Here is a 25,431-nt window from a genome sequence, read left to right as displayed (position 1 = left end):
CTATATAAATTAATTATTTAGATTACAAGGAGAGCTGTTATGAGCAAGTCGGTTCATTCTGATGCATTGCTTTTTTCAGCTCTTTTTAATGAGCGAGGGGTACTAGCCTCGCTTGTTGTTACTCAAGTTATAGCAGTTGTATTGGCGTTCGCGCCAAATATCCAAGGTGACATTTGGTTACGGCTTGGGGTGATTAGTTTATTTTTACACTTAACTGTTTTATCAAGCACCTCCGCCCTGTATCTATTTAAGGGCTTTTTACAAAAGCGAACAAACGCTTTTCAGCTCACACTATTTTTTACCTCATTTTTTTTATTCACCTGCATATATAGTGTTTTATTCTCTCACTTTGCGTTTGATATAGATAAAGCCGATAATCTTATATATTTTGTATTGCGAAATTGCGTTACAGTTTTGCTATCAGCCGCTTTGTTTGTACAGTTTTTGCTTATTTATACTGAAAAAGAGCTGCAAACAAAGGCACTTTCTCGCGCAGAATTGGATGCCCTACAAGCTAGGATACGTCCGCACTTTTTATACAACAGCTTAAATACAGCTGCAGAACTTACTCATCATAATGCTGGTGCTGCTGAGCAAGCTATTTTAGCTTTAGCTGCCTTATCTCAAGCAGCTATGCGCTCTGGTAAAAGTGTATTACTCAATGATGAAATAACACTGAGTAAGCAATATGTAGCCTTGGAAACATGGCGCTTTGGAGAGCGTTTAAAGGTTGATTGGCAAATACCAAGTGAACTTCCTATATTACATATTCCATGTTTAACACTGCAGCCGCTAATAGAAAATGCGGTATGTCACGGAGTTGAAATAAGCGAAAGTGGCGCAATTATTAATGTTGAGTTGCATATTACTACCGGTTATATAACGATGATTGTTTCTAATCCCATCACTATTACTAATAATCAAACTCGGCCTAATAATGGCATGGCACTTGATAATATTCGTCAACGTTTAAATATTTATTATAAAAATAAAGCTCAGCTTATCATCACCAATAAAAATGATGTGTTTAGAGTGAAAGTAGTTATTCCCAAAAATAATATTGAGAGTGGTTTATGAATGTATTAATAGTTGATGACGAACCATTAGCAAGAATGCGTTTATCCCGTTTACTAGCACATAATAAAAATATAGTTATTAAAGGCGAAGCCGGTAATGGTAATGAAGCCTTATTACTTATTAAAAAATATGCCCCTGATTTAATATTTTTAGATGTTGATATGCCCGGTTTAAATGGGTTGCAGGTTGCTAATGAACTTAATAATTTAGCTTTACCTCCAGCAGTTGTTTTTATTACCGCGCACTCTGAACATGCTCTTGATGCTCTGCAACTGAGCGCAGCAGGTTATTTAGTTAAACCAGTGACAGAACAATCATTAGTAAAAGTATTAGATCAGGTTGGACGCTTGAACAAAGCGCATGTGCAAAAACAGCACCCAACAAAAATTAGTTATCAGTTGGGAGGAACCATTAAAAGTGTTGAGCTCGACAATGTTTATTATTTTAATGCCCAAGAAAAGTACACTAATATGGTGTTTGAAGGTGGAGAAGCTTTTATTGAAGCCAGCCTAAAGCAACTGGAGTCACAGTACCCAGCTCAATTGGTACGAATTCATCGAAATACATTAGTAAATAAAAGTAAGCTTTTATCTTTAAATTCCCATAGTACAGGTGTGCATAATGTAGAGCTTATGGGCTGTAAAACTCACTTAACTGTTAGCAGACGAGAGCTAAAAACAGTAAAAAAGATTTTAAATTAGAGCCTATTATCTTCTAGGATTGAGGTTTGCTAAATCTAGGTGGATAACGGCACGAGTTTCCTAGCTCCGGGTTTTTGGGAGCTGTTCTTACGATATCGTCTACTAATGAGAACAACTATATTACATAGGCTCTGACTTATTTAAACTCCAATCATATGACTGTAAATTGAACCTCTAAAGATAAATGGACTTTAGTGCTTATTAACCGTTTATCAACAAATTTAACCGCCTATCCTAGTAATTATTGAAACTAAGTTAGAATCACATAAACTTATAATCAGATAATTTTTTATTTGGTTCACTATGCATTCTCCTCAAACTAAAACACAAAAAGGCTTCACTTTAATTGAAGTGCTTATTGCGTTTATCATTTTAAGCTTCGGTTTATTAGGTGCCGTAGCGCTTCAAGCAAAAGCTAAACAAGCAAGCTTTGATTCTATGCAACGCGCTGCTGCTGTAGCCCTAGGTAATGATATTGTGCAACGTATTCGTGCAAATGATACTGCTCAGTTAGTCGCCCTGTATACGCAAACATTTAATAGTGAAACTTCAACGTCTACCTCTATGGCTTGTTTTAGTGGTTCATGCACTGCAGCGCAAGTTGCGGCGCTTGATTTACAGCAATGGAAACGCGCCATTCGAGCACGGGAAAATACAGGGTCGCTGGACGACGCGACTGTATGTATAGCGCCAACGGCAGTTGCAGGTTCAGGCGGTAGGGCATTTAACTTAGAAGTGATAGTTTCATGGCAGGGACGACAGGAGTTTAACGCTAATGATGATACCGCAGCTATAAAATGTGGTACAGCGGATAAAAAACGCCGCTTAGTAGTTTTAACTAGTTACATTTACCTTAGGAGCTAACATGAAGCAAACAGGTTTTACACTTATAGAGGTTATGATTTCGTTATTTATAGGTGGCCTAATTTTAGGTGGCGTCATGTTCACTTATATAGGGATGAAGGTAACCACTAAGGATACGATGACCATTGGTGAGCTTCAGGAGTCAGGTCGATTAGCTATAAATATTATGCAACGTGATATTGAACAGATTGGCTTTTGGGGAACTTATTATGACGATTCGTTTACATCAGCCAATACAACATCGTTATCGAACCCTGGTGCTGATTGTACAGAGGGGTTAAATAACGGCAGCTTTCCTGATTTAGCGACAGCGAGTAACTTTAGAACTATTTATGCAAAAGTGGCTGATTCTACCAAAGAGTTAAACTGTGCAAATAACCCTATCAAAAATACAGATATCATTCAGTTAAAATTTTTACAAGGTAATCAGCTTGATGCAGGTGATACGCAAGCTGGTGAAAACTATTTTATAGCAGAGCAAGAAAAGGCTCAATTTAAACGTGGTGCAATAGGTGCAGGCTCTATAAATGTAAATGCATCTATATGGCCATATAGCCACCATGTTTATTACTTATCAGAGCAAACTTATACAGTAAATAATAAAAGCCTCAAGGTGCCGGCATTAATGAGAAAGCGCTTAGTTGGTGGCAATATTACAACCGAAACTATTATGGAAGGCGTTGAAAATATGCGCTTTGTTTTTGGTCTTGATACAAATAGTGATAGCCGAGTTGATACATACAGAAGTATTAACGATATGGAACATACAGATTGGGAAAACCGTAAAGGTATTTTAACTGTACAAGTATTTTTATTGATCAGGTCGCTACAAGAAGATCCTGGAGTAACAATTAAAAATCAAACATACACCTTGGGCGAAGATGAGGATAAGCGAGAGCTTGCCTTTACCGATAACTATAGACGCACAGTGTTCACAACCACAATTCGATTGAATAATGTAGGAGCCAACTTATGGCGCATTTAACACAGTTACGAGCTAAACAACAAGGTGTTGTACTAATTACGGCTCTTATCATGGTTATTGCAGTAACAGGTATTGCGGTTACTTTAATGAGCAGTAGTAGTATTGATATAAAAATTACTAATGCTGCACAAGAGCGAGAAGTTGCTGAGAATGAGCTTATCGGAGAGGTTCAAAGAATGATTTCTGATGAGGCAAATAAGGGAGCTGCAAATCAGTTTTTTTTATCGCCTGATGAAGTTACTACTATGGCTGATGCTGATACAGAAGGCATGGTTATAGCTGAACACGATGAGATGAAAAGCAAAATGGTTAACCTCAATCAGGGCGCTCTTGATTTAGAATGCCCGCGTAGATTCAATTTTACGGCAGGTATTTCATGCAACATGTTGCAAGTCTCTACCACTATAAAGTATGGCTCTAAAGCTAAGCACGAACTAACCATAGTGACTGGTGTAGCTCAAGAAATGGCTAGCACTAGTAAGGGGATTTGAAATGAAACTTAATAAAATACTTGCCTCATTAATTAGTTTAACGCTTAGTGCGTCTGCTTTTGCTGAAGATATAGAGTTGTATGTTAACCATGATGTTGATGTAGAGGAAAAGCCCCGCGTATTATTAATTTTTGATACATCAGGGAGTATGGCTTTTTCATCTTCAAACGGAAATAACTGTGGTTATAATAATTTCTTAGGATTGTATAACCTATGTGTGGATAGCCGACTTGCAGCTGCCCAGTTTGCAATGAATAAAGTAGTATCTGATAACGAAGACACTATTGATTTTGGCTTAATGCGTTTTAAGAGCACGACAGGTGGCTACATTGTAAACGGTGTTGGGAGTGACTCTTCTGTAGTGCGTAACTCTATAGCTGCTTTACCAGCTGATGGCGGAACCCCGCTTACAGAGACTTTATGGGAAGCCTATTTATATATTACCGGGCAAGGAGTTCAATATGGTCTTGAAGCAACAACACTTGAACGTGATACTAGCGTTGAATTAAGAACCGGTAGCCAGTATACAGAGGTTGAATGTGATTGGGTTTGGAAAGGGCGACGTTCTGGATGGGTATATGAGTGTGAAAATGTAGTAAAAGATAACTACCAATATACTTACATATCCCCTTTTGAAGACAGTGATGCTGAAGCTGCTCGTTGTGATAATTCAATTAACATTATTTATATGACTGATGGCGACCCATCAGGTGATAATGACAGTGACAGCCAAATTAGTGCCGAGCATGAAAAATACTTTGGTGAAGGACTAAACTGGAATACAGATAGTTACTACAGCAGCTACCTTCACCAAATGGCTAAAATTATTCATGGTACAAGTGATGTAACAGTTGATTTATACCCTTCTACTCCCGACATCCACGAAACAGGTCGTTTATATACCATAGGTTTTGGCTCGGGTATGAGCGCAAACGGACAGGAACTTTTAAGACGTGCCGCCTCTTTAGGTGGTGGTGAAAACTTACCTGCAAGCACACCTGATGAGCTTTCAGCTTCACTAAATAGCGCTATTTCTCGTATTCGTGAAGTAAACGATAGCTTTTCATCTCCCTCAGTTGCAAGTAACAACGTAGACCAAACACGTAGCCGTGATGCTATTTACTTTGCTATGTTTTACCCAGAAACAAACACAAGATGGGGCGGTAATTTAAAAAAATTGAAAGTATCAGGCAGTGAAATAGTCGACTCAGCAGATAATACAGCGCTTGATTCTGATGGTTTAATTGACACCGATGCTAAAACATTTTGGTTGCCCGATGGTCAGTCTGCAGATGGTAACTTAGTAGCACAAGGGGGCGTAAACTACCATTTAGCTACATTAACAGGTACCCCAGCAGAAGACAGGCGCAACCTCTACACCGATAAACAAGGCGATCTAGTTGAGTTTACAACTAATATTGTCAGCGATATTTTGGACTTAGTAACCAACAACCCGATCAGCTTAGCCAGTTCAGATATTAAATGGGCTATGGGCATTGATGTTGATGACGAAGATAACGATGGTTCAAATACAGACCAACGCAGCGATATTTTTGGCGACCCTCTTCACTCTAAACCTGTTGCCATAGACTATGGCAGCGATGATATACGTATACTTATTGGCACTAACGCCGGCTTTTTACATATGTTTAAAGACGACGATACTAATAACGAAGTAAGTGAAAGCTGGGCATTCATCCCTTCAGACTTGTACGATATTATTCAGCCTTTACGTAACGAAGATACTGGTAAAGTGTATGGTATGGACGGCCCAATCAGTGTTTATTTTAGCGATAAAAGCTTAAATGATGAAGGTGTTAACGATGGTATTGTTGATGCCAGCGATGGCGACGATGTTTGGGCCTTTGCAGGAATGCGACGAGGCGGGAAAAATTACTATGCGCTTGATATCACAAACCCTAATGAACCAAAAAAATTATGGGATAATCCGATTGAAGGGGGTAAAGGCGATTTTACAGAGCTTGCACAAACGTGGTCAAAGCCACAAATTGCCTATATTAAAGCGTTTGGTGATAAACCATTATTAGTATTTGGTGCAGGGTATGATACAAATAAAGACGCTGTTGTAAGAAGTGAAGATTCAGTAGGCCGTGGTATTTATATTGTTGAAGCTGAAACAGGTAAAAAAGTGTGGGCTTTAACGCCTAGTGAAAATGGCTTTAAAGGAAAACACTCAATAGCAGCTAATGTATCTACATTAGACTCTGATTACGATGGCTATATTGATAGAATATATGCAGCTGATACTGGCGGAGATATTTGGCGTATTGATATGCCAGGTAGTAGCACAAGTAACTTTACACACTTTAAACTTGCTGAGTTAGGCAGTTCATTAGCGAGCCAGGATAGACGTTTTTTCTATCAACCACTTGTAGCACGTACGCTTTACAGTAAAGTAAGTGAAACAACGATTAATGGTGAAACAGTCATTACTCGTTTAGATACACCGTATGATGCAATTGTGATTGGAAGTGGTAATCGCTCTAAACCAACCGGTACAAATGAAGACGATCAGTTATTTATGATCCGGGATGAAAATACAGTAACTAAATCGTTTACTACGTCGCCTACAGCGATTAAGCCAACGGATCTAATGCAAATGAATAGCGATCCATTTGGTAATGCATTAGATGATGTTGATGAATTTGTTGATTTAGAAGTTGATTTAGCTAAATTTAAAGGCTGGCGGTATGAGCTAGGTTCGGGTGAAAAATCATTAGCGGCAGCTACAGTAGTAGGGGGGGTTGCATACTTTACAAGTTTTACGCCATCTTCTGACACGTCAACTGAAAATCAGTGCTCGCTAAGTGGCGGTGGAGGTTCGTTATATGCTTTCCATTTACACTATGGGACCAAAGTGTATGACGATTTGAAATTTACCACTAGTTATGATGTGCCTGATACTCCTCAATTATACTTTGGAGAGGGGCCTTCATGTGCTGATGGGAATGGCGACGGCATGTGCGACGACAACCCTACTATTGAAGTAACGCAAGAAAGCCAGTTTTATTTAATTGGTCCAGGGATTAAAGGTGAGGATGCGCAAAATCCTATGAAACCTGTGGAGGTAGTAGGCCCGGGCTTAACGGTTGTGGACGGTACAATACAGTTAGTAAATGATTCTGATACAGTAGGATTTGGTTTTAAAACACAGCAAACCTATATCTTTAAACGCGAAGAAAATGATGAAGTGGGTAATTAAGGAATATATATGAGTAAACTAACTCGCGGTTTTACACTAATCGAACTAATGATTGCTGTTGCTATTGTCGGTATTTTAGCAGCAGTAGCGTTGCCTAATTACACTGAGTATGTAAAGCGAGCATCACGAGCTGAGGCTGCTGCTGCATTATTAGATGCAGCAAACAGGGAGGAGCAATTCTTTGTCGATAATCGTGAATATACAGAATCATTTGATGATTTAGGGTTGCAAGATAAAACCGAAAATGGTCATTTTGAATTATCTATAGATGTAGATGATGACGACAATACATTCACCATCACCGCAAAACCTATTGCCGGCGCTGTAAAAGGGGATACTGACTGTAAACAAATTACAATTACAGACACCGGTTACAAAGGCGCTAAAGGCACTAAAGGTAATTCTGATGTTGAATATTGCTGGGGGCGTTAATTTAATTTTTCTGGCATTTATCTGTTGATTTTATACGGATACGCCCAGTTTGACTTACTGATAAAGCCAGCCCTTCTAGGTTGGCTTTATCATTATTGGGGCAATAAATAAAAGTCCCATTTTGAAAGCCATTCAATGAACCATCAGGTCTAAAAGTAATTGCGCTACGAGGGTATTCAAGGCTATCAGCATCATGAACGTCTTCAAATGTACTTAACAGAAGCTCGTCATCATCTAGGGTGGTTGATTTATCATTATCGATAAATAGCGACATTTGCCCGTCCCACTCATCCTTACTACATTGGTTGTCTTTTAAAACACAAAGAGTGACATAGGTTCCATTTTCAATAGCGTAAAGTCGTCCGTAATTAATGTTTCTATGCAGAAGGTTTACGTGGTTATCTAAGCGATTATTCGCTAAAAAATCTGGATAAAACCACATTGAAAGTTGACTGATAATACTCACAATGGCTAACGAAATCATTAGCTCGAGTAGTGTCATACCTTTATTTTTATATATTGTTACCCTCATCCTTGAAGTCCTGAGTTTTAAAATGTATCAACTCAGTGTAGTAAATGATAAAAATATGACAATATGAACTGTGTGTTTTTTAATCACAGGTTTTGTTTGTATCGCCTACGTAAAAGGCTGTACCTGATTGTGATACGGTTAATGCTTTATTATTTTCATTAGTACTATTAGGACAAAAAATAAAGTCTCCAGGCTTCGTCGTAATTCTACCACTGGTGTTAAAGCGTAAACGACGATCGTTACCATCAAACGATAACTTATCGTTGTCTGATATTTCTTCCATTGCCCTAAGTAAGGTATCTGTAGCTTTATTGTAATGTCCGTCATTATCTACATCGATAAATACAGCAATAATTTTATTCTCATCCCACTTTGCGTTGCAGTTGAACGTATCTTTATTGTTTTTTATTCGACCTTGTCCTGTAGGACATACAACAACTATTTCGTCAGTACTTGCTGCTTGTGAGCGTGCATATGCAATATTTCTTTTTAATTCCAATAAAAAATTTTCCGCTCTGTTTTCCTCAAGCATATCACTACTATTCCAAAGCGCGATTGATGCAATAATACCGACTATGGCAACGGTGACCATAAGCTCTAAAAGGGTGAATCCATTTTGCTTATTATTCATATTAATCTCATGTACTGCTTAATAGTTTAGTATAGCTATTTTTATGAAAATAATTATACCATGGTTGATTGTTTTATCATCAAATTCAATTGCTTTGTTTGCTATGGGCTTCCTGATTGTCTAAAATCGAGGCAACTGAAGCTTTAAAAAGTAATTAATATGAAAAAGATAGAAGCAATTATAAAACCATTTAAGCTTGATGATGTTCGCGAAGCCTTATCTGACGTGGGTATTACCGGTATGACTGTTAGTGAAGTTAAAGGCTTTGGGCGTCAAAAAGGACATACTGAGCTTTATCGCGGCGCAGAATACATGGTTGATTTTTTACCTAAAGTTAAACTTGATATTGTACTAAGCGATGAAGACGTTGATCGTGCAATTGAAGTGATTGTTAAAACAGCGCAAACGGGGAAAATCGGCGACGGTAAAATCTTCGTGACTGATGTTGAGCGTGTTGTTCGTATTCGTACTGCTGAAGAAGATGAAGAAGCTATTTAATACCAACCTGCATAAATCTTTGATCAATTTAATGAATTAAATTGCACTATTACGTCGTTAAAAATTTTTATTTAGAACAACTAGATAAAAAAACTTTTGCCTAGTTCTAGCGTAATTTTCTTGACGTTAAATAGACCCCACATATAAGCAGATTGGTATAATGACAATGTGGTATAGAAAAAGGCGCTTTAGTAAGCGCCTTTTTTGTTTATTTATTTCTGCTATTTACCATTCTGGTTTGTTTAGCATGTTCGCTTAGCTCTGTTAAGCCAAGTTTATCGTAGCTCTTTTCCATCATTTCTAAAGCAGGCTCTAAGTAACTGCTTTGCGAGTAATGTTCTACAACATACTTGCCTCGGTTAGCGGCTGCTAAGTAAGCTTCACGTTCGTAATAGTAAGTTGCTACTTTTAGCTCATAACGCGCCATACGGTTTAAAAGCCACACTAAGCGGCGTTTAGCCTCTGGTGCGTAATCACTTTTTGGAAAACGCTTTACAAGAGTAGATAAATCGGTAAACGCTACACGTGTACGGTTTGCGTCACGGTCAGCTCTGTCTACGCCAAAGTATTCTTGGAATGCATTTTTATCGGCTTTAATATTTACTAAACCACGCATGTAGTACATGTAATCAAGATCTTTATGATTTGGGTTTAATCGAATAAAGCGATCGATTGTTGCAAGTGCTTGTTCAGTATTGCCTGATTGGTAATGTGCATATACCAAATCCATTTGTACTTGTTTAGAGAATGGGCCAAACGGGTAGCGTGAATCTATAGCGCTTAAAAGTTCAATTGCACGAGCATATAAACCAGAATCTAGTGTTTCTTTTGCATCTTCGTATAGAGCGTGTGCAGATTTATTAGGTACACGTTGAATATCTTCTTGGTCTGGTGCAGACGAACATGCGCCTAAACTAAGTACAGAAGCTGAAAAAACAATGGCGAATGCACGTTTCCCTATTTTATTTATCATTTTATTTGTTACCTTCGATGTCTTCGGCTAGGCCAAGTCGGTAAAACCGAGTAAACTATGCGTATTATATTATGCTTTTATTAAAAGCGATTCTAACCCAGTCGAGCAAAGCTTGCACTGGTAAATTGGGTAAAGTTACTAATGTCAGAGCAAATTTCTCTTCAAGCCGATGTTCCTACCGACTTAGGTGGTAAACGTCTAGACCAAGTATTAGCACAATTGTTCCCTGATTATTCACGTTCTCGTATAAAAACGTGGATTTTGGATGATAAAATCACCGTAGACGGTGAAATTTTCAACACACCACGCGAAAAGCTACTAGGTGGTGAAGTTGTAAATGTTGAAACAACAATTGAAGCACCACGTGAATACGAAGCACAAGATATCAAATTAAACATTGTTTATGAAGACGATGATATTTTGGTTATTAATAAACCTATGGGATTAGTGGTACACCCAGGTGCAGGTAATCCAAATGGCACAGTGCTTAATGCACTATTACATTACTATCCTGAAATCATAAATGTGCCGCGTGCGGGTATTGTCCATCGTTTAGATAAAGACACTACAGGCCTAATGGTTGTAGCTAAAACGATTCAGGCCCAAACGCATTTAGTGAAAGCACTACAAAAACGCGAAAACTTCACTCGTGAATATGAAGCGTTATGTAATGGCACCATGACTGCTGGTGGTATGGTTGAAAAAGCAATTGGCCGTCATCCTACGCAGCGTACTCATATGGCAGTTCATGAAATGGGTAAGCCCGCGATTACTCACTACCGTGTTGCTGAGAAGTTTCGTGCACACACTCGTTTACGTTTACGCTTAGAAACAGGCCGCACGCACCAAATTCGTGTACACATGGCTCACTTGAACCATCCGCTAATTGGCGATCAATCTTATGGCGGCCGTCCGCGTCCACCGAAAGGTGCAACACCTGAGTTGTTTGAATTACTTCGCAGCTTTAGACGTCAAGCACTGCATGCAGTAAAACTGAGCATTGCTCATCCAATTACTGGTGAAATGATGACATGGCAGGCACCTATTCCTGATGATATGGTCGCTATGACGGTTGCTCTGCGAGAAGATACTAAAGCAAACCCTGATATCGATAGATAATGTATTTGTTATCAGCTCCATGGCAACGCCTTTATAGTGTAGATACTCTCAGTACTACACGTGAAGGAGGTGTATCAAAAGCGCCATTTTTAAATATGAACTTGGGGCTTCATGTTGGTGATAACAAAAACCATGTATTACAAAATCGCGCTTTACTCACCAAAAAACTGCCAGCCCCGGCTATATGGGTAAATCAAACACATAGTGCTGATGTTATTGTTGTTGATGAGCAATTTGATTTTACTAAATTGCATGATGGCGATGCGTTATTCACAAGACTTAAAAGTCAGCCTTTAGCGATAATGACCGCAGATTGCTTACCCATTTTACTTACTAGTGAAAATGGCGGAGAAATAGCGGCGATTCATGGTGGTTGGCGTGGTTTAGAACGGGGGATTATTAAAAATACCCTCAGCTATTTTAAAACTACCCCTATTAAAATTCATGCTTGGCTAGGTCCTGCTATTGGACCCACTCAGTTTGAAGTAGGTGAAGAGGTTTTTAATTTATTTAAAGCACATTCGGCTTTATTTATTCATGCGTTTAAGCTGCAAAAAAATAAAAAATACCTTGCTGATATTTATCACATAGCCCGTATTCAGTTACAACAGTTAGGGGTTACAAATATTAGCGGTGGTGAGCATTGTACTGTTTTACAAGAAGAGCAATTTTTTTCGTATCGCCGCGATGGTCAAACAGGGCGTATGGCAAGTTTGATCTGGCGCAAGTAAAGCGTACATTAGTGATTATATTTATTCCCACACCTTGAACAATTCTATTAACATACCCATTTATTAAACAATTAGTTTATTAAATAGGTAAACCCTCATGCGTTTAGATAGATTTACAAGCAAATTTCAATCTGCGCTTTCTGATGCGCAATCGTTAGCACTTGGTCGCGACCATCAATTTATTGAGCCCGTGCACTTAATGTATTCATTGCTACAACAGAGTGGCTCAAGTGTGCGAGCGCTATTTGCGCAAACAGGAGTCAGTGCTGACGAGCTCAATACTAAGCTTTCTCAAGAAATTGAAAAACTCTTTAAAGTCGAAGGTGTTGGAGGCGATGTACAGTTGTCAAACAACATGGCATCACTTATTAACTTATGTGACAAGTATGCGCAAAAACGTAAAGATAAATATATTTCGAGTGAGCTATTTGTACTGGCAGCATGTGATGATAAAGGGCCGCTTGGCGATATATTCCGTTCATTAAATATTACTTCTACAAAAATTGAAAATGCCATTAAAGCAATTCGAGGCGGGCAGAAGGTTGATGATCCTAATGCTGAGGAAACGCGTCAAGCACTCGAAAAATTTACGATTGATTTAACTGAGCGTGCCGAGCAGGGTAAGCTTGATCCTGTAATAGGGCGAGATGACGAAATTCGCCGTACTATTCAAGTACTCCAGCGCCGTACTAAAAATAATCCTGTGTTAATAGGTGAGCCAGGTGTTGGTAAAACAGCAATTGCTGAAGGCCTAGCGCAGCGTATTATTAATGGCGAAGTGCCTGAAGGATTAAAAAATAAACGTGTTTTATCGCTAGATTTAGGGGCGTTAGTTGCAGGTGCTAAATACCGAGGTGAATTTGAAGAGCGTTTAAAATCAGTTCTCAATGAGTTGGCTAAAGAAGAAGGCCAAGTCATCTTATTTATTGATGAAATACACACTATTGTAGGTGCCGGTAAAAGCGACGGTGCGATGGATGCGGGCAATATGCTAAAACCTGCACTAGCACGTGGCGAGCTGCATTGTGTGGGGGCAACTACGCTTGATGAGTACCGCAAATACATAGAAAAAGATGCAGCACTTGAGCGTCGTTTTCAAAAAGTATTAATTGAAGAGCCATCAGTTGAAGACACCATCGCAATTTTACGTGGCTTAAAAGAGCGCTATGAGTTGCATCATTCTGTAGAAATTACAGATCCTGCAATAGTTGCTGCCGCGCAATTGTCACATCGTTATATTAGTGACCGCCAATTGCCAGATAAAGCGATTGATTTAATAGATGAAGCAGGTTCTTCTATTCGTTTGCAAATTGACTCTAAACCAGAATCGCTTGATAAGCTTGAGCGAAAAATTATTCAGTTAAAACTTGAAGATAATGCACTTGCTAAAGAAAAAGACGAAGCGAGTCAAAAGCGCCGCAGTGAAATGCAAGAGCTGATCACAGATCTTGATTCGCAGTACAGAGAGCTTGATGAAATTTGGAATGCAGAAAAAGCATCACTGCAAGGCACACAAGTTATTAAAGCTGAGCTCGAACAAGCACGCTTAGACTTAGATGTAGCACGCAGAGCAAGCGACTTACAACGTATGTCAGAATTGCAATACGGGCGTATTCCAGAGCTTGAGCGTAAGCTCGATTTAGCTTCTCAAGCTGAAATGCAAGAAATGACCTTACTTAAAAACCAAGTAGGGGAAGACGAAATAGCTGAAATACTTTCACGCTGGACAGGTATCCCTGTATCAAGAATGCTTCAAGGTGAGCGTGAAAAGCTACTTCAAATGGAAGATAAGCTTCATAGTAAAGTAATAGGGCAAGACGAAGCCGTTGTAGCGGTAGCAAATGCTATACGTCGCTCACGTGCGGGGCTTGCCGATCCTAACCGCCCAATTGGCTCATTTTTATTTTTAGGCCCAACAGGTGTTGGTAAAACAGAGTTAACAAAAGCGCTTGCAGGCTTTATGTTTGATACCGAAGATGCCATGGTACGCATTGATATGTCTGAGTTTATGGAAAAACATTCAGTAGCGCGTCTCGTAGGGGCACCTCCTGGTTATGTAGGCTATGAGGAGGGAGGTTATTTAACCGAAGCCGTTCGTCGTAAGCCATACTCGGTAATATTGCTTGATGAGATTGAAAAAGCACATCCTGATGTATTCAATATTTTACTTCAAGTACTTGATGATGGACGCTTAACTGATGGGCAAGGCCGCACGGTTGATTTTAAAAATACCGTGATCATTATGACCTCAAACTTAGGCTCAGATATCATTCAAGAACAGGCTGGCAACAACGACTATGTAACCCTCAAAAATAAAGTAATGGATGTACTTATCAGCGAGTTTAGGCCTGAATTTATTAACCGTATAGATGAAACAGTAGTATTTCATCCATTAGCTAACGAGCACATAAAAGAAATTGCTGATATTCAGTTGATGAAACTTCGTGAACGTTTAACTGAAATGGGTTACTTACTTGAAATAAGTGATGCAGCGCTTGAGCGAATTGCAGCCAGTGGATTTGACCCTGTTTATGGGGCGCGTCCACTAAAACGTGCAATTCAACAAACTATTGAAAACCCATTAGCGCAAAAGCTACTTAGTGGAGATTACTTATCAGGTAGTGTTATCACTATAGATGCAAATGACGAAGGGTTAGTTTTTGCTAATCGTTAGCCTTTAAGCTATGAAACAAAGCCGCTATTTATATAGCGGCTTTTTTTATACTTTAAATGTGAGCAGTAAATCATTTACTTTACGAGAGCCCTCTACAAGTTCAGCTGCACCTGTTGCTACGTTAAAGCTTAGACTTAGATTGTTATCACTAAAGCTTTTAATTTGCGTAACGTTATGACTAATGTCGTTACTCACCATTTGCTGCTCTTCTGCAGCTGAAGATATTTGCATTGCTAATTGCGATATTTCACTTATTTGATTAAAAATACCCTCTAACTCAACCTGAGTTTGCGCCGTTGTATTAACACAGTTATCAGCTTGGGTTTTAGTACTTTGCATTACTTTTGACCAGTTGAATAAGGTATCTTGTATTTCTTTAATCGAGCTGTGGATTTGAGTTGTTGCGTTTTGAGTTCGAGAGGAGAGTGTTCTTACTTCATCAGCCACAACCGCAAAACCACGGCCATGTTCACCTGCTCTAGCAGCTTCAATGGCAGCATTAAGTGCAAGTAGGTTAGTTTGATCCGCAATACCTTCAATTTCACTCATTACTTGCCCAATTTTATCAGCCTCATCGGCTAAACTGCTTGCTGTTGAAGCTGCTTGTTCAACTTGAGAAGCCAAATCAGTAACCATAAAACTATTATCAGCAATGTGTTCTTTTATTTCCGAACAGCTTTGATGTGTTGAATTTACTTTATCAGCAGTTTCAGCGGTATTAATTGATATTTCACCAATCGTAGAACTCATTTGAGTCATTGCTGAGGCAATTTGTTCTAAACGCTCACCCTGTGATGCAATTCCTTTTTCAGTGAGGGTTGACTGCTCATCTAAATTAATCGCAATACCGTTAAAGCTTTCTGTTGAGTCTTTAACGCGACCCAAAACAGTGCGTAATTTAGCTGTAAGTAGTTGTTCTCTGTAGTTACTGACGCTGTGAGGGGTATTTCCACTGTATATATAACGCGATACAGAGTCAGCTTTTGCTTTTTGTTCTCGCAAAATAGTAGGGGTTGTAATTAATTCATCAAAATTAAGGGCAACAACAACTATAAACACCAATGAGCTGATTAAAGCCATACTTATAGAGGCAAATATAGCAATACTTATAAGCCATACTAACGCGCAAATAAAACTAATAACCTGTCGAAGCTGACTGTGTTCACGAATGCTTGATATTGATTTACCTGCATTAATTTTATTATAAAGTGATTGTGCTCGCTTTTTTAGCTCTTCGCTGGGCTTCGTTCTAACCGACTGGTAGCCAATAAGTTGGCCATGCGCAAAAATAGGCGTTACAAATGCATCTACCCAGTAATAACGACCATCTTTGCAACGGTTTTTTACCATCCCTCGCCATGAATGGCCTTGCTTTAATGTTTCCCACATTTCTTTAAAAGCTGCTTTAGGCATATCAGGGTGGCGTACAATACTGTGATTTTTACCTATGAGTTCCTGTTCGCTGTACCCTGCAATTGAGCAAAATTCTTGGTTCGCATATGTGACTACCCCTCTTAGGTCGGTGGTAGAGACAAGCTCCTGCGATTGTTCGAAATGTACTTCTTCATTTTTTAAGCTTTTATTATTGCGCATAATATTTTTTATCATCCTTTACTGTTGGCGCAATTATATTGCTTAGTAGGTACAAAGCAAAAAAAGAAGAGAATTGGTTAGTCGTAACGACTCAAATAAATGCTTTTATTGATCTAGATCAAATTTTAAAATGGCTAGAGGCTGTTGGGCTGTGCGGATTAAAATTAAGGTAACTGAATTTTGTGCTTCTTTTTACTTGGTTTCGGTCTACTTATGAGTGCAGAGGTTTTATGAGTTTAATTTTTGCGTAAATATACACTTAAGCATTTGTATAATAGCTACAGCAGTGGCAAGATTATGACTTAATTTAATCATATTGGTTATATCAAGCGTATATAGGAGCCGGGTAAATATTCATTAATTTTGATAATTTGCACCCTTCTTATTAATTTAATCTTGAGTCTAAGCAATTAGCCCCCATAACCGTATGATTAAGCCACGTGGCCCGAGGAAAGATTTTTTGACAACACATGATTTAACTAACGCACTTGAGGCGTTATCTGTAAATGAGCACCAATACGCAGTTAAAGGCATTAAACGTGGTATAGAGCGAGAGTCGCTAAGAATTAAAAGCGATGGCGTAATTTCAGCTAAAGGCCACCCTGAAGGGGTGGGCAGTGCGTTAACTAATGGACATATCACAACTGATTTCTCAGAGTCGTTACTTGAATTTATTACCCCAGTTAGTGAGTCCTCTACACAAACTCTTAAGCAGTTAAAAGATCTGCAAAAGTTTACGCTTGAAAAAATGGGCGATGAATTACTTTGGCCTATAAGTATGCCGTGTTTTATCGAGCACCAAGACGACATTGTGCTTGCTCAGTTTGGTGATTCTAATACGGGTAAAATGAAAACCCTGTACCGTGAAGGTTTAAAAAACCGTTATGGCAGTATGATGCAAGCCATAGCTGGTGTGCATTTTAATATTTCATTTCCTGACTCGCTTTGGCAGTCGCTGCATTCACTAAAACAAAGCGATGCAAGCCTTCAAGACTTTATTTCAGATGGTTACCTTTCGCTAATCCGTAATTTTAAACGTGAGCTGTGGTTAATAAGCTATATGTTTGGTGCTTCACCTGCACTATGTAACTCATTTTTACAAGGTCGAAAAACTGACTTACCATTTAAAAAGTTAGGTAAAGGAACACTTTATTTAGAAGTGGGTACAGCACTTCGTTTAGGTAATTTAGGGTATACCAATAGCGCTCAGTCATCATTACGTGTTATGTACAACTCACTAGATGAGTATGTAGCTGGTCTTAAAAAAGCAATCAACACACCCTCTGATATTTACGGCGACCTTGACGATTACACTAGTAAAACGCCAAAGCAGCTAAACAAAAATATATTACAGATTGAAAACGAGTTTTATTCACCAATTCGTCCTAAACGTAATGCAAAAAGTGGTGAAACACCAACAGATGCTTTACTCAGAGCGGGTATTGAGTATGTTGAAATTCGTGCCTTAGATGTTAATCCGTTTAGTGAAGTAGGTATTGATCTTGAGCAAATCCACTTCTTAGATGTATTTTTGACGTACTGCTTATTAAAAGATTCACCAGAAATGGATTGGAAAGAGCAAGCACGCAGTACTGAAAACCTTGATACAGTTGTAAACCAAGGTAGAGAAGCAGGTTTAATGCTTAATTTTAATAATGGTTCTCGTAGCTTGCAGTCGTGGGGTGATGAAATATTTACGCAGCTTGCTGATGTTGCTAAGTGGATGGACACTGCATATGGTGTTGATTATTACTCAAACACTATTAAGCGCATGGCGACGTGGGTTCATAATCCAGAGCTTACTTATTCTGGGCGTTATGTAGCACAGCTTAAAGAGTCTGGCTTAGATAATGGGCATTTTGCTTTAGCACTTGCTAATAAATATAAGCAAAGTCATGAATCTACCGATTACAGTGAGTTTTTAAAGCCATGGCTTGAGCAGCAAGTTATAGCGTCAAATGAAGCTAGAGCTGCAATTGAAAGCGCCGACACTTTAACGTTTACTGCATTTTTAGATGCGTACTTTAAAAAGTAAATACTTTTTAAAGTTTAAAAAAAACGCAGCCCAAGGTGGCTGCGTAAATATTTTTCAGGGATGAAACAATGCTGTACTGCTGCATTCATAAGCTCAGACCCACGCTTTTTTAAAAAAGTTCAGTGAGATATTAAAAAAATGAAAAAAAATGCAATTATTTTATCTCTTGCCCTCACTTTAGCTGGGTGTGCTACCGCTCCTCCCAAACAGCCTAATGATTTATGTAAGATTTTTGAAGAAAAGCCAGATTGGTATTTTGACGCAAAAGATGCTCAAGAAAAATGGGGATCACCAAAACATGTACTCATGAGTATGATGTATCAAGAAAGCTCATTTAAGCATGACGCAGCGCCGCCAATGGAATACTTTTTATGGATAATTCCTACAGGCCGTGCAAGTGACGCGTATGGTTATTCTCAAGCTAAAACACCTACATGGTCTGACTACATTCGTGAAACAGGTAACAATGGCGCAGATAGAGATGACTTTGATGATGCAATCGACTTTATGGCGTGGTTTGTTTATAAAACCCATAAAGTAAACAAAATATCAAAGTGGGACGCTTACGCACAGTATCTTAATTATCACGAAGGGTGGGGTGGATATAAACGCGGCACGTACAAAAAGAAGAAGTGGTTAATGAGTGTGGCTAACAAAGTTAAGCATCGCGCTAGTCGTTATGGTGTGCAGTTAAAGCGCTGTGAGGAAGAGTTAGATAAAGGTTGGTTTGAGCGTTTATTATTTGGTTAAGCTTTTGTAGATATTAAAAAAGGAGTCAATTGACTCCTTTTTTAATTTATTTGGTTCGCATATTAGGCTGTATTTTTACTTGTTTTATCATGTTCTCTTTTACTTCAAGAACTTCAACAGGGTAGCCTGCAATACGTAAACTGAGATTAGCGTCAGGAATATCTTCTAAGTATTCCACAATTAAACCACTGAGAGTTTTAGGCCCATCAAGCGGGAATTCCCAGCCCATTTCTTTATTTAAATCGCGAACGTTTGCCCCACCATCAACAATGCAAGAGCCATCGCTTTGCGTTGTTACTTCTTCACTTGGTGTGCGAGTTTGTGTAGTAGTGAAGTCGCCAACAACTTCTTCTAAAATATCTTCAAGAGTTACTAAGCCCTGAATATCACCATATTCGTCTACAACTAAACCAATGCGCTCTTTCGATTGCTGAAATTTAAGTAGCTGTGTATTTAACGAGGTGCCTTCAGGAATAAAGTAAATTTCGCGCACTGCACGTAGTAATGAAGGTTTATCAAATTGCTCTTTAGTAAGAAGGCGCAGCGCATCACGCGAGTGAATAAAGCCAACTGCATCATCTATGTTGTCTCTATAAAGTAATACACGTGTATGTTGTGCGTGAGTTAATTGACGACTAATTAGTTTCCAATCGTCATTAATATCAATAGCCACAATTTCATTTCGTGGGATCATAATATCTTCAACAGTAACTTGCTCTAAGTCTAAAATTGAAGTCAACATACTTTGATGGCGAGCAGGTAATAAAGCGCCAGATTCATTTACCACAGTTTTAAGCTCTTCTTTGCTCATGCTGTGCTCATCAATTTGTTCTGCACTAATACCAAATAACCTTAATATACCGTTGGTCATCCAGTTAACAATAACAACAAACGGGAAAAGAATTTTAAGTAACCCTTTAAGTATCACAGAGCTCGGAAAAGCAACTTTTTCAGGATACAGAGCAGCAAGCGTTTTAGGCGTTACTTCAGCAAATATAAGTACAACTAAGGTTAATACACCAGTTGCAATAGCAATACCTAAGTCGCCATAAAGACGAATACCTATAATGGTCGCAACTTGGGCCGCAGCTATATTTACTAGGTTATTGCCAATTAAAATTAGGCCTATAAGTCTATCTGGACGGCTAAGTAGTTTACTGACTCGTTTAGCTGCACGGTGGTCCTCTTTTGCAAGGTGGCGCAAGCGTATACGATTGATTGACATAATCCCGGTTTCTGAACCAGAAAAATAAGCAGAAAAAAGTACCAATAATCCTAAAATGATAAACAGGGTACTTGTCGATATGTCGTCCAACGATGGATCCTTTTTTTATAAATCAATGCGTATTAAGCTAGAGTGAGCAAGCAGAGTCAAGTTAAAACTTATTTAGTATCACTTCTTGTATGAAACGGCTGCCAAAATAAGCAAGTGTGAGGACAAATGCAGCGACCATGATCGTAACAACCACAGGTTTACCACGCCAGCCTTTTTTCATGTGGCCAAGTGCTACAACAGCAAAAATAGCCCATGCAACTAACGATAAAATTGTTTTATGAATAAACTCTTTAGCAAACATGCCATCAAGAAATACAAATCCTGATAGTAATGCAAATGTAAGCAAGATAGTGCCTAAATTAAGAAGTTGATAAAGCTGGCGCTCTACAACCATTAAAGGCGGAAGGTGGCTGTGTACAATCGCTAAATCTTTACGTTTAAGACGTTTATCAATAAAGTAAAATTGTACGCCATATAAAGTAGCAATAATTAAAATACAGTAAGCGAGTAACGATAATGAAATATGTGTCACTAAACCAATTTCAATATTAATACTTTGCAGCATAATATGATGCGGAATAAACAAGCTGGCAATCGTTAAGAGTGCACCAAAGCCATAAACAACCGGTAGTAACAACGTAGCTGGGAACTTTAACGACACCGCGGTTACCGAAACAACAATCACCCAGCACGTTAATAAAGCAACATTAACAATACTTAAATCTTGCCCATCGGATCTAAACACAGAGTTAACCAACAGCAGCATATGCGCCACTATAGCTACGGTACTTAAAATAACCGTTACTTTTTGGCTAGGGCCTTGTTGATGAAACAGGCGTGATAGCACGTGAGACGTTGCTAACACATAAAATAAACTGGCAATAATAGTTAAACTAATAATCAGCATTGTGCTTGGGCCACTTAATTTGAGACAAAATAATTCTTGTTGTTATATGGGCATTGTATTTTATAGCAAAGCAAATGCATAGACCTTAAAAAAAGAAACTCAACAAGCTGCACTTGAACACTATATTGTAAGGCGCCATATACGGTATACTACTTTTAATTGAAATTTAATAAGTCAGTCCTTGTTAATTGAAAACTCAAATTAACAGTGAATTTAAAGGATTGGTATAAACGTCTTATCGGAACCGTTACATGTTTGAGAACCTCCAAGAACGATTAGGTAAAACCTTAAAAAATATCAGTGGCCGCGGCCGTCTGACTGAAGACAACATTAAAGACACACTTCGTGAAGTGCGTATGGCATTTTTAGAAGCCGATGTGGCACTGCCAGTTGTTCGCGAGTTTGTAAAACAAGTTAAAGAACGCGCAGTAGGTGTTGAGGTAACTAAAAGCCTAAGCCCTGGTCAAGTATTTATAAAAATAGTGCGTGAAGAGCTAGAAAAAGCAATGGGTGAGGCTAACGAAGAGCTAAGCCTAAATGCACAACCGCCAGCAGTCGTCATGATGGCCGGCTTACAAGGTGCGGGTAAAACCACCAGTGTAGCTAAACTTGCTAAATTTTTGAAAGAGAGAAAAAAGAAATCAGTACTAGTAGTAAGTGCCGATGTTTACCGCCCAGCGGCGATTAAACAGCTAGAAACACTTGCAACTGAGGTTGATGTAGGTTTTTTCCCAAGTGACATCTCTCAAAAGCCAGTTGATATTGCAACCGCTGCAATTTCACATGCTAAAAAGAAATTTATTGATGTAGTGCTAGTTGATACCGCAGGCCGCTTGCATGTTGATAGCGATATGATGGATGAAATTAAAGACCTTCATAAAGCAATTAACCCGATTGAAACCTTATTTGTAGTTGATGCAATGACAGGTCAAGATGCGGCAAATACAGCAAAAGCATTTGATGAAGCCCTACCACTTACCGGTGTGATTTTAACAAAAACCGATGGTGATGCTCGAGGTGGTGCTGCCTTATCTATTCGTCACATTACAGGCAAACCTATTAAGTTTATGGGTGTAGGTGAGCGTACTGACGCACTTGAGCCTTTTCATCCGGATCGTATCGCGTCACGTATTTTAGGAATGGGTGACGTACTTTCATTGATCGAAGAAGTCGAAATGAAAGTGGATAAAGAGCAAGCTGCTAAAGTTGCTGAAAAAGTATTTAAAGGAGCTGGCTTTACCCTTGATGATTTTGCTGATCAACTTAAGCAAATGAAAAACATGGGCGGTATGATGTCGATGCTTGATAAATTACCAGGTATGGCTAACTTACCAGATGCTGTTAAGGGCCAAATGGGTGATAAGACATTTGTTCAAATGGAAGCAATCATCAGCTCTATGACTAAACAAGAGCGTGCTCGTCCTGAAATTATTAAAGGCTCACGTAAAAAACGTATTGCAGCTGGCTCTGGTACTCAAGTGCAAGAGATTAATAAGTTGCTAAAACAATTTACGCAGATGCAAAAAATGATGAAAAAAATGAAAGGCAAAGGCGGCATGCAAAAAATGATGCGCGGTATGAAAGGCATGTTACCACCTGGAATGATGGGTGGCGGTGGCCCTAAATTTTAATCTAGCGACTTAAACAGTGCTATATAATGTATAACAAAGGGGCTATATAGCCCTTTTTTGTTGAATAAATTATGCGCACAACAGGGCGTTCTCTTTGATTTCCTCCCCAGATCACGGTTTAACCTACTAATCTGCCATTTTGCATCACTTCTTACTTGCATTGTTGCTAAAAACTCGTACAATTCCCCAGCTCCCCATACTGGGGAGTAAATCTTATTAATGAAAACAGTCAATCTATTTAGAGGACGGTATGGTAACTATTCGTTTGCAACGTGGTGGCGCTAAAAAACGCCCTTTCTATCAAATTGTGGTTGCGGATAGCCGTTTCTCGCGTGACGGTCGCTTCATCGAGAAAGTAGGCTTTTTTAACCCTATTGCTTCAGGTCAAGAAGAAAAAATTCGTTTAGATTTACCACGTGTTGATCACTGGGTAGGTCAGGGCGCATCTCTTTCAGATCGCGTAGCTAAGTTAGTAAAAGACGCTCGTAAAGCGGCTTAATAGGCGTAAGTGTAACCATGAGTCAAGAGAACACCTCATCAATAATTGTCGTAGGAAAGCTCGGTGCCCCATATGGTATAAAGGGCTGGCTTAAGGTACATTCATTTACTGATGATCCCCAAGGGATCTTCGATTTCAGCCCGTGGTTGATAGGGCAGCAAGGTAAATGGCAGACCTTAGAAGTGGTCGACTGGCGTCGCCACAACAAAGGCTTTATCGCCAAGTTTGCGCAAATTAATGATCGTGACGAAGCAATGGCTTATACCCATGCAGAAATTTCGATGGATTCAGCGCAATTACCAGAACTCCCGCAAGGTGAGTTTTATTGGCGAGATCTCATTGGCATGTCGGTTGTAACTGATAAAGGTTATAGCTTAGGCACTGTTGATGACCTGATGGAGACAGGATCAAATGACGTACTGGTTGTTAAAGCAAACAGTAAAGACGCATTTGGTCAGGCAGAGCGTTTAATTCCTTTTTTAACTGATTCAGTTATCAAAGAAGTTAAGCATGATGCAAGAGAAATTACCGTAGACTGGGATCCTGGGTTTTAATGACTCAAACTAGTTCATTGTGGGTAGGGGTGATAAGCCTTTTCCCTGACATGTTTGATGCTATTACACACCAAGGTGTAACTGGTCGCGCAGTAAAAAATGGTTTAATTGATTTTAACTGCTTTAATCCACGAGACTACGCTTTAGATAAGCATAGAACCGTAGATGACCGTCCTTACGGGGGCGGGCCGGGTATGTTAATGATGGTTGAGCCATTAAAAAAAGCGATTACCGAAGCCAAACAGGCAGCTGGTGATGGCGCTAAAGTAATTTATATGTCCCCGCAAGGGCGCAAATTAGATCAGCAAGGGGCGAGCGAACTCGCAAACTCTAAAAAACTGATTTTAATTGCCGGTCGCTATGAAGGTATAGACGAGAGAATAATAGAATCGTACGTTGACGAAGAATGGTCAATTGGTGATTTTATTTTGAGTGGTGGTGAACTACCAGCCATGACATTAATTGACGCAGTAGCGCGATTAGTGCCTGGTGTATTAGGTCATAACCAATCAGCAGAGCAAGATTCATTTTCGGATGGCTTGCTAGATTGTCCTCACTATACACGGCCAGAAACATTGGACGACAAACAGGTGCCTGCTGTATTGCTCAGCGGAAACCACCAAGAGATAGCAAAATGGCGGCTTAAGCAGTCATTAGGCAGAACTTGGTTACGACGTCCTGACTTGTTGCATAACCTAGCTCTGACTGAGGAGCAAGCGGTATTACTCGCACAATTTCAGCAAGAGTACCAAAAAGCTTGTGGCTAGAAGACAGTTACACCTAGGAAAGTGAGAAACATAATGGCAAAAGTAAACCAAAATATTATTAAAGCGCTTGAAAATGAGCAGCTTAAAACAGACGTACCTACATTCGGCCCTGGTGATACAGTGGTTGTACAGGTAAAAGTAAAAGAAGGTGCTAAAGAGCGTCTACAGGCCTTTGAAGGTGTTGTAATCGCTAAGCGTAACCGTGGTCTTCACTCAGCATTCACAGTTCGTAAAATTTCGAGCGGTGAAGGTGTTGAGCGTGTATTCCAAACGCACAGCCCTCTTATTGATAGCGTAACAGTTAAGCGTCGCGGTGCAGTTCGTCGTGCTAAGCTTTACTATCTACGTGAGCGTTCTGGTAAATCTGCACGTATTAGAGAAAAACTTAACTAATACGCGCTGTTTATCAACGCAAAAAAACGGGTTGCATCCTTCGGGTTGCAGCCCGTTTTGGTTTCTGGAATAATTTTCACCGTTCACCGTTCACC

General features: G+C 39.2%; 24 protein-coding genes. 18 read left to right on the top strand and 6 right to left on the bottom strand.

The window, feature by feature from the left end:
• Positions 1–39 precede the first annotated feature (39 nt).
• From CWC11_RS02595 to CWC11_RS02565, 7 genes are all read left to right on the top strand, one after another.
• Entirely contained in the window at positions 40–1,077 is a 1,038-nt protein-coding gene (locus tag CWC11_RS02595) for a sensor histidine kinase (RefSeq protein ID WP_138681442.1), read from the top strand.
• Positions 1,074–1,778, top strand: coding sequence for a LytR/AlgR family response regulator transcription factor (locus CWC11_RS02590; protein WP_138681441.1), 705 nt, complete (start codon positions 1,074–1,076; stop codon positions 1,776–1,778). Before CWC11_RS02595 ends, CWC11_RS02590 begins: the two co-directional genes overlap by 4 nt.
• Positions 1,779–2,081: 303 nt before the next feature.
• Positions 2,082–2,642 (top strand): type IV pilus modification protein PilV, encoded by a 561-nt coding sequence (gene pilV / locus CWC11_RS02585; protein WP_138681440.1) that lies wholly within the window; start codon positions 2,082–2,084, stop codon positions 2,640–2,642.
• A 1-nt stretch (position 2,643) separates the two neighbouring features.
• Positions 2,644–3,627: a PilW family protein gene (locus tag CWC11_RS02580; protein WP_138681439.1), complete on the top strand. Its 984-nt coding sequence runs from the start codon at positions 2,644–2,646 to the stop codon at positions 3,625–3,627.
• Positions 3,615–4,118, top strand: a complete 504-nt coding sequence (locus CWC11_RS02575) for a pilus assembly PilX family protein (RefSeq protein ID WP_058548517.1) — start codon at positions 3,615–3,617, stop codon at positions 4,116–4,118. The genes CWC11_RS02580 and CWC11_RS02575 overlap by 13 nt, the downstream gene beginning before the upstream one ends.
• A gap of 1 nt (position 4,119) precedes the next feature.
• Positions 4,120–7,341, top strand: a complete 3,222-nt coding sequence (locus tag CWC11_RS02570) for a PilC/PilY family type IV pilus protein (RefSeq protein ID WP_138681438.1) — start codon at positions 4,120–4,122, stop codon at positions 7,339–7,341.
• A 9-nt stretch (positions 7,342–7,350) separates the two neighbouring features.
• Positions 7,351–7,773: a type IV pilin protein gene (locus tag CWC11_RS02565; RefSeq protein ID WP_058548515.1), complete on the top strand. Its 423-nt coding sequence runs from the start codon at positions 7,351–7,353 to the stop codon at positions 7,771–7,773.
• A gap of 1 nt (position 7,774) precedes the next feature.
• Here the strand turns inward: CWC11_RS02565 and CWC11_RS02560 are convergent, their stop codons facing one another.
• Both CWC11_RS02560 and CWC11_RS02555 read right to left on the bottom strand, forming a co-directional pair.
• A complete protein-coding gene (locus CWC11_RS02560; RefSeq protein ID WP_058548514.1) occupies positions 7,775–8,305 on the bottom strand; it encodes a GspH/FimT family pseudopilin in 531 nt (176 codons plus the stop codon).
• Between the two features lie 79 nt (positions 8,306–8,384).
• On the bottom strand, positions 8,385–8,936 hold the full coding sequence (locus CWC11_RS02555; protein WP_138681437.1) for a GspH/FimT family pseudopilin: 552 nt from the start codon (positions 8,934–8,936) through the stop codon (positions 8,385–8,387).
• Positions 8,937–9,095: 159 nt separating this feature from the next.
• On the opposite strand from CWC11_RS02555, the gene glnB reads away from it, so the two are divergent.
• The gene (glnB, locus tag CWC11_RS02550) at positions 9,096–9,434 is read left to right on the top strand and encodes a nitrogen regulatory protein P-II (RefSeq protein WP_058548512.1); all 339 of its coding nucleotides are present in this window, start codon (positions 9,096–9,098) and stop codon (positions 9,432–9,434) included.
• Between the two features lie 208 nt (positions 9,435–9,642).
• Here the strand turns inward: glnB and CWC11_RS02545 are convergent, their stop codons facing one another.
• Positions 9,643–10,407, bottom strand: a complete 765-nt coding sequence (locus tag CWC11_RS02545; protein ID WP_058548511.1) for an outer membrane protein assembly factor BamD — start codon at positions 10,405–10,407, stop codon at positions 9,643–9,645.
• A 141-nt stretch (positions 10,408–10,548) separates the two neighbouring features.
• Between CWC11_RS02545 and rluD the strand changes: the two genes are divergently transcribed.
• From rluD to clpB, 3 genes are all read left to right on the top strand, one after another.
• Positions 10,549–11,526, top strand: coding sequence for a 23S rRNA pseudouridine(1911/1915/1917) synthase RluD (gene rluD / locus CWC11_RS02540; RefSeq protein ID WP_058548510.1), 978 nt, complete (start codon positions 10,549–10,551; stop codon positions 11,524–11,526).
• Positions 11,526–12,257: a peptidoglycan editing factor PgeF gene (gene pgeF, locus CWC11_RS02535; RefSeq protein ID WP_138681436.1), complete on the top strand. Its 732-nt coding sequence runs from the start codon at positions 11,526–11,528 to the stop codon at positions 12,255–12,257. Before rluD ends, pgeF begins: the two co-directional genes overlap by 1 nt.
• 97 nt (positions 12,258–12,354) lie before the next feature.
• Positions 12,355–14,931, top strand: a complete 2,577-nt coding sequence (gene clpB, locus CWC11_RS02530) for an ATP-dependent chaperone ClpB (RefSeq protein ID WP_138681435.1) — start codon at positions 12,355–12,357, stop codon at positions 14,929–14,931.
• A gap of 45 nt (positions 14,932–14,976) precedes the next feature.
• Here the strand turns inward: clpB and CWC11_RS02525 are convergent, their stop codons facing one another.
• Entirely contained in the window at positions 14,977–16,524 is a 1,548-nt protein-coding gene (locus CWC11_RS02525) for a methyl-accepting chemotaxis protein (RefSeq protein ID WP_138681434.1), read from the bottom strand.
• 460 nt (positions 16,525–16,984) lie between these two features.
• Here CWC11_RS02525 and gshA point away from each other — a divergent pair, with 460 nt between their 5' ends.
• Positions 16,985–18,559, top strand: a complete 1,575-nt coding sequence (gene gshA / locus CWC11_RS02520) for a glutamate--cysteine ligase (RefSeq protein ID WP_138681433.1) — start codon at positions 16,985–16,987, stop codon at positions 18,557–18,559.
• 138 nt (positions 18,560–18,697) lie between these two features.
• Positions 18,698–19,309 carry a transglycosylase SLT domain-containing protein gene (locus CWC11_RS02515; protein ID WP_058548507.1) on the top strand — a complete coding sequence of 204 codons (612 nt, stop codon included), beginning with the start codon at positions 18,698–18,700 and terminating at the stop codon, positions 19,307–19,309.
• Positions 19,310–19,355: 46 nt separating this feature from the next.
• On the opposite strand, the gene CWC11_RS02510 is transcribed toward CWC11_RS02515, so the two are convergent.
• Together CWC11_RS02510 and CWC11_RS02505 are read right to left on the bottom strand one after the other, a co-directional pair.
• Positions 19,356–20,624 (bottom strand): HlyC/CorC family transporter, encoded by a 1,269-nt coding sequence (locus CWC11_RS02510; protein ID WP_131692458.1) that lies wholly within the window; start codon positions 20,622–20,624, stop codon positions 19,356–19,358.
• Positions 20,625–20,685: 61 nt separating this feature from the next.
• Complete coding sequence (locus CWC11_RS02505) at positions 20,686–21,492, bottom strand: cytochrome C assembly family protein (RefSeq protein WP_138681432.1); 807 nt, start codon at positions 21,490–21,492, stop codon at positions 20,686–20,688.
• Positions 21,493–21,743: 251 nt separating this feature from the next.
• On the opposite strand from CWC11_RS02505, the gene ffh reads away from it, so the two are divergent.
• The 5 genes from ffh to rplS all read left to right on the top strand — a co-directional run bounded on the left by ffh (position 21,744) and on the right by rplS (position 25,336).
• Positions 21,744–23,123, top strand: coding sequence for a signal recognition particle protein (gene ffh / locus CWC11_RS02500; protein ID WP_138681431.1), 1,380 nt, complete (start codon positions 21,744–21,746; stop codon positions 23,121–23,123).
• A gap of 250 nt (positions 23,124–23,373) precedes the next feature.
• Positions 23,374–23,622, top strand: a complete 249-nt coding sequence (rpsP, locus tag CWC11_RS02495) for a 30S ribosomal protein S16 (protein WP_058548504.1) — start codon at positions 23,374–23,376, stop codon at positions 23,620–23,622.
• 17 nt (positions 23,623–23,639) lie between these two features.
• Complete coding sequence (gene rimM / locus CWC11_RS02490) at positions 23,640–24,176, top strand: ribosome maturation factor RimM (RefSeq protein WP_058548503.1); 537 nt, start codon at positions 23,640–23,642, stop codon at positions 24,174–24,176.
• Positions 24,176–24,943, top strand: coding sequence for a tRNA (guanosine(37)-N1)-methyltransferase TrmD (gene trmD / locus CWC11_RS02485; protein WP_058548502.1), 768 nt, complete (start codon positions 24,176–24,178; stop codon positions 24,941–24,943). Before rimM ends, trmD begins: the two co-directional genes overlap by 1 nt.
• Before the next feature lie 33 nt (positions 24,944–24,976).
• Complete coding sequence (rplS, locus tag CWC11_RS02480) at positions 24,977–25,336, top strand: 50S ribosomal protein L19 (protein ID WP_058548501.1); 360 nt, start codon at positions 24,977–24,979, stop codon at positions 25,334–25,336.
• Positions 25,337–25,431 lie beyond the last annotated feature (95 nt).

This window comes from Pseudoalteromonas sp. S3178 (genome assembly GCF_005886985.1).
Lineage (GTDB): Bacteria > Pseudomonadota > Gammaproteobacteria > Enterobacterales > Alteromonadaceae > Pseudoalteromonas > Pseudoalteromonas carrageenovora.
Note: the sequence above shows the minus strand (reverse complement) of the source record. Positions and strands in the feature narration are given on the sequence as shown.

What these genes read in the sequence shown, in the direction of transcription:
- CWC11_RS02590 (WP_138681441.1), top strand. Translation starts at nt 1,074, where the DNA reads ATGAATGTATTAATAGTTGATGACGAACCATTAGCAAGAATGCGTTTA.
- rplS (WP_058548501.1), top strand. Translation starts at nt 24,977, where the DNA reads ATGGCAAAAGTAAACCAAAATATTATTAAAGCGCTTGAAAATGAGCAG.
- CWC11_RS02560 (WP_058548514.1), bottom strand. Translation starts at nt 8,305, where the DNA reads ATGAGGGTAACAATATATAAAAATAAAGGTATGACACTACTCGAGCTA.
- CWC11_RS02555 (WP_138681437.1), bottom strand. Translation starts at nt 8,936, where the DNA reads ATGAATAATAAGCAAAATGGATTCACCCTTTTAGAGCTTATGGTCACC.
- CWC11_RS02525 (WP_138681434.1), bottom strand. Translation starts at nt 16,524, where the DNA reads ATGCGCAATAATAAAAGCTTAAAAAATGAAGAAGTACATTTCGAACAA.
- CWC11_RS02515 (WP_058548507.1), top strand. Translation starts at nt 18,698, where the DNA reads ATGAAAAAAAATGCAATTATTTTATCTCTTGCCCTCACTTTAGCTGGG.
- ffh (WP_138681431.1), top strand. Translation starts at nt 21,744, where the DNA reads ATGTTTGAGAACCTCCAAGAACGATTAGGTAAAACCTTAAAAAATATC.
- trmD (WP_058548502.1), top strand. Translation starts at nt 24,176, where the DNA reads ATGACTCAAACTAGTTCATTGTGGGTAGGGGTGATAAGCCTTTTCCCT.
- rpsP (WP_058548504.1), top strand. Translation starts at nt 23,374, where the DNA reads ATGGTAACTATTCGTTTGCAACGTGGTGGCGCTAAAAAACGCCCTTTC.
- pgeF (WP_138681436.1), top strand. Translation starts at nt 11,526, where the DNA reads ATGTATTTGTTATCAGCTCCATGGCAACGCCTTTATAGTGTAGATACT.
- CWC11_RS02575 (WP_058548517.1), top strand. Translation starts at nt 3,615, where the DNA reads ATGGCGCATTTAACACAGTTACGAGCTAAACAACAAGGTGTTGTACTA.
- CWC11_RS02565 (WP_058548515.1), top strand. Translation starts at nt 7,351, where the DNA reads ATGAGTAAACTAACTCGCGGTTTTACACTAATCGAACTAATGATTGCT.
- CWC11_RS02595 (WP_138681442.1), top strand. Translation starts at nt 40, where the DNA reads ATGAGCAAGTCGGTTCATTCTGATGCATTGCTTTTTTCAGCTCTTTTT.
- glnB (WP_058548512.1), top strand. Translation starts at nt 9,096, where the DNA reads ATGAAAAAGATAGAAGCAATTATAAAACCATTTAAGCTTGATGATGTT.
- CWC11_RS02505 (WP_138681432.1), bottom strand. Translation starts at nt 21,492, where the DNA reads ATGCTGATTATTAGTTTAACTATTATTGCCAGTTTATTTTATGTGTTA.
- rluD (WP_058548510.1), top strand. Translation starts at nt 10,549, where the DNA reads ATGTCAGAGCAAATTTCTCTTCAAGCCGATGTTCCTACCGACTTAGGT.
- clpB (WP_138681435.1), top strand. Translation starts at nt 12,355, where the DNA reads ATGCGTTTAGATAGATTTACAAGCAAATTTCAATCTGCGCTTTCTGAT.
- rimM (WP_058548503.1), top strand. Translation starts at nt 23,640, where the DNA reads ATGAGTCAAGAGAACACCTCATCAATAATTGTCGTAGGAAAGCTCGGT.
- pilV (WP_138681440.1), top strand. Translation starts at nt 2,082, where the DNA reads ATGCATTCTCCTCAAACTAAAACACAAAAAGGCTTCACTTTAATTGAA.
- CWC11_RS02570 (WP_138681438.1), top strand. Translation starts at nt 4,120, where the DNA reads ATGAAACTTAATAAAATACTTGCCTCATTAATTAGTTTAACGCTTAGT.
- CWC11_RS02545 (WP_058548511.1), bottom strand. Translation starts at nt 10,407, where the DNA reads ATGATAAATAAAATAGGGAAACGTGCATTCGCCATTGTTTTTTCAGCT.
- CWC11_RS02580 (WP_138681439.1), top strand. Translation starts at nt 2,644, where the DNA reads ATGAAGCAAACAGGTTTTACACTTATAGAGGTTATGATTTCGTTATTT.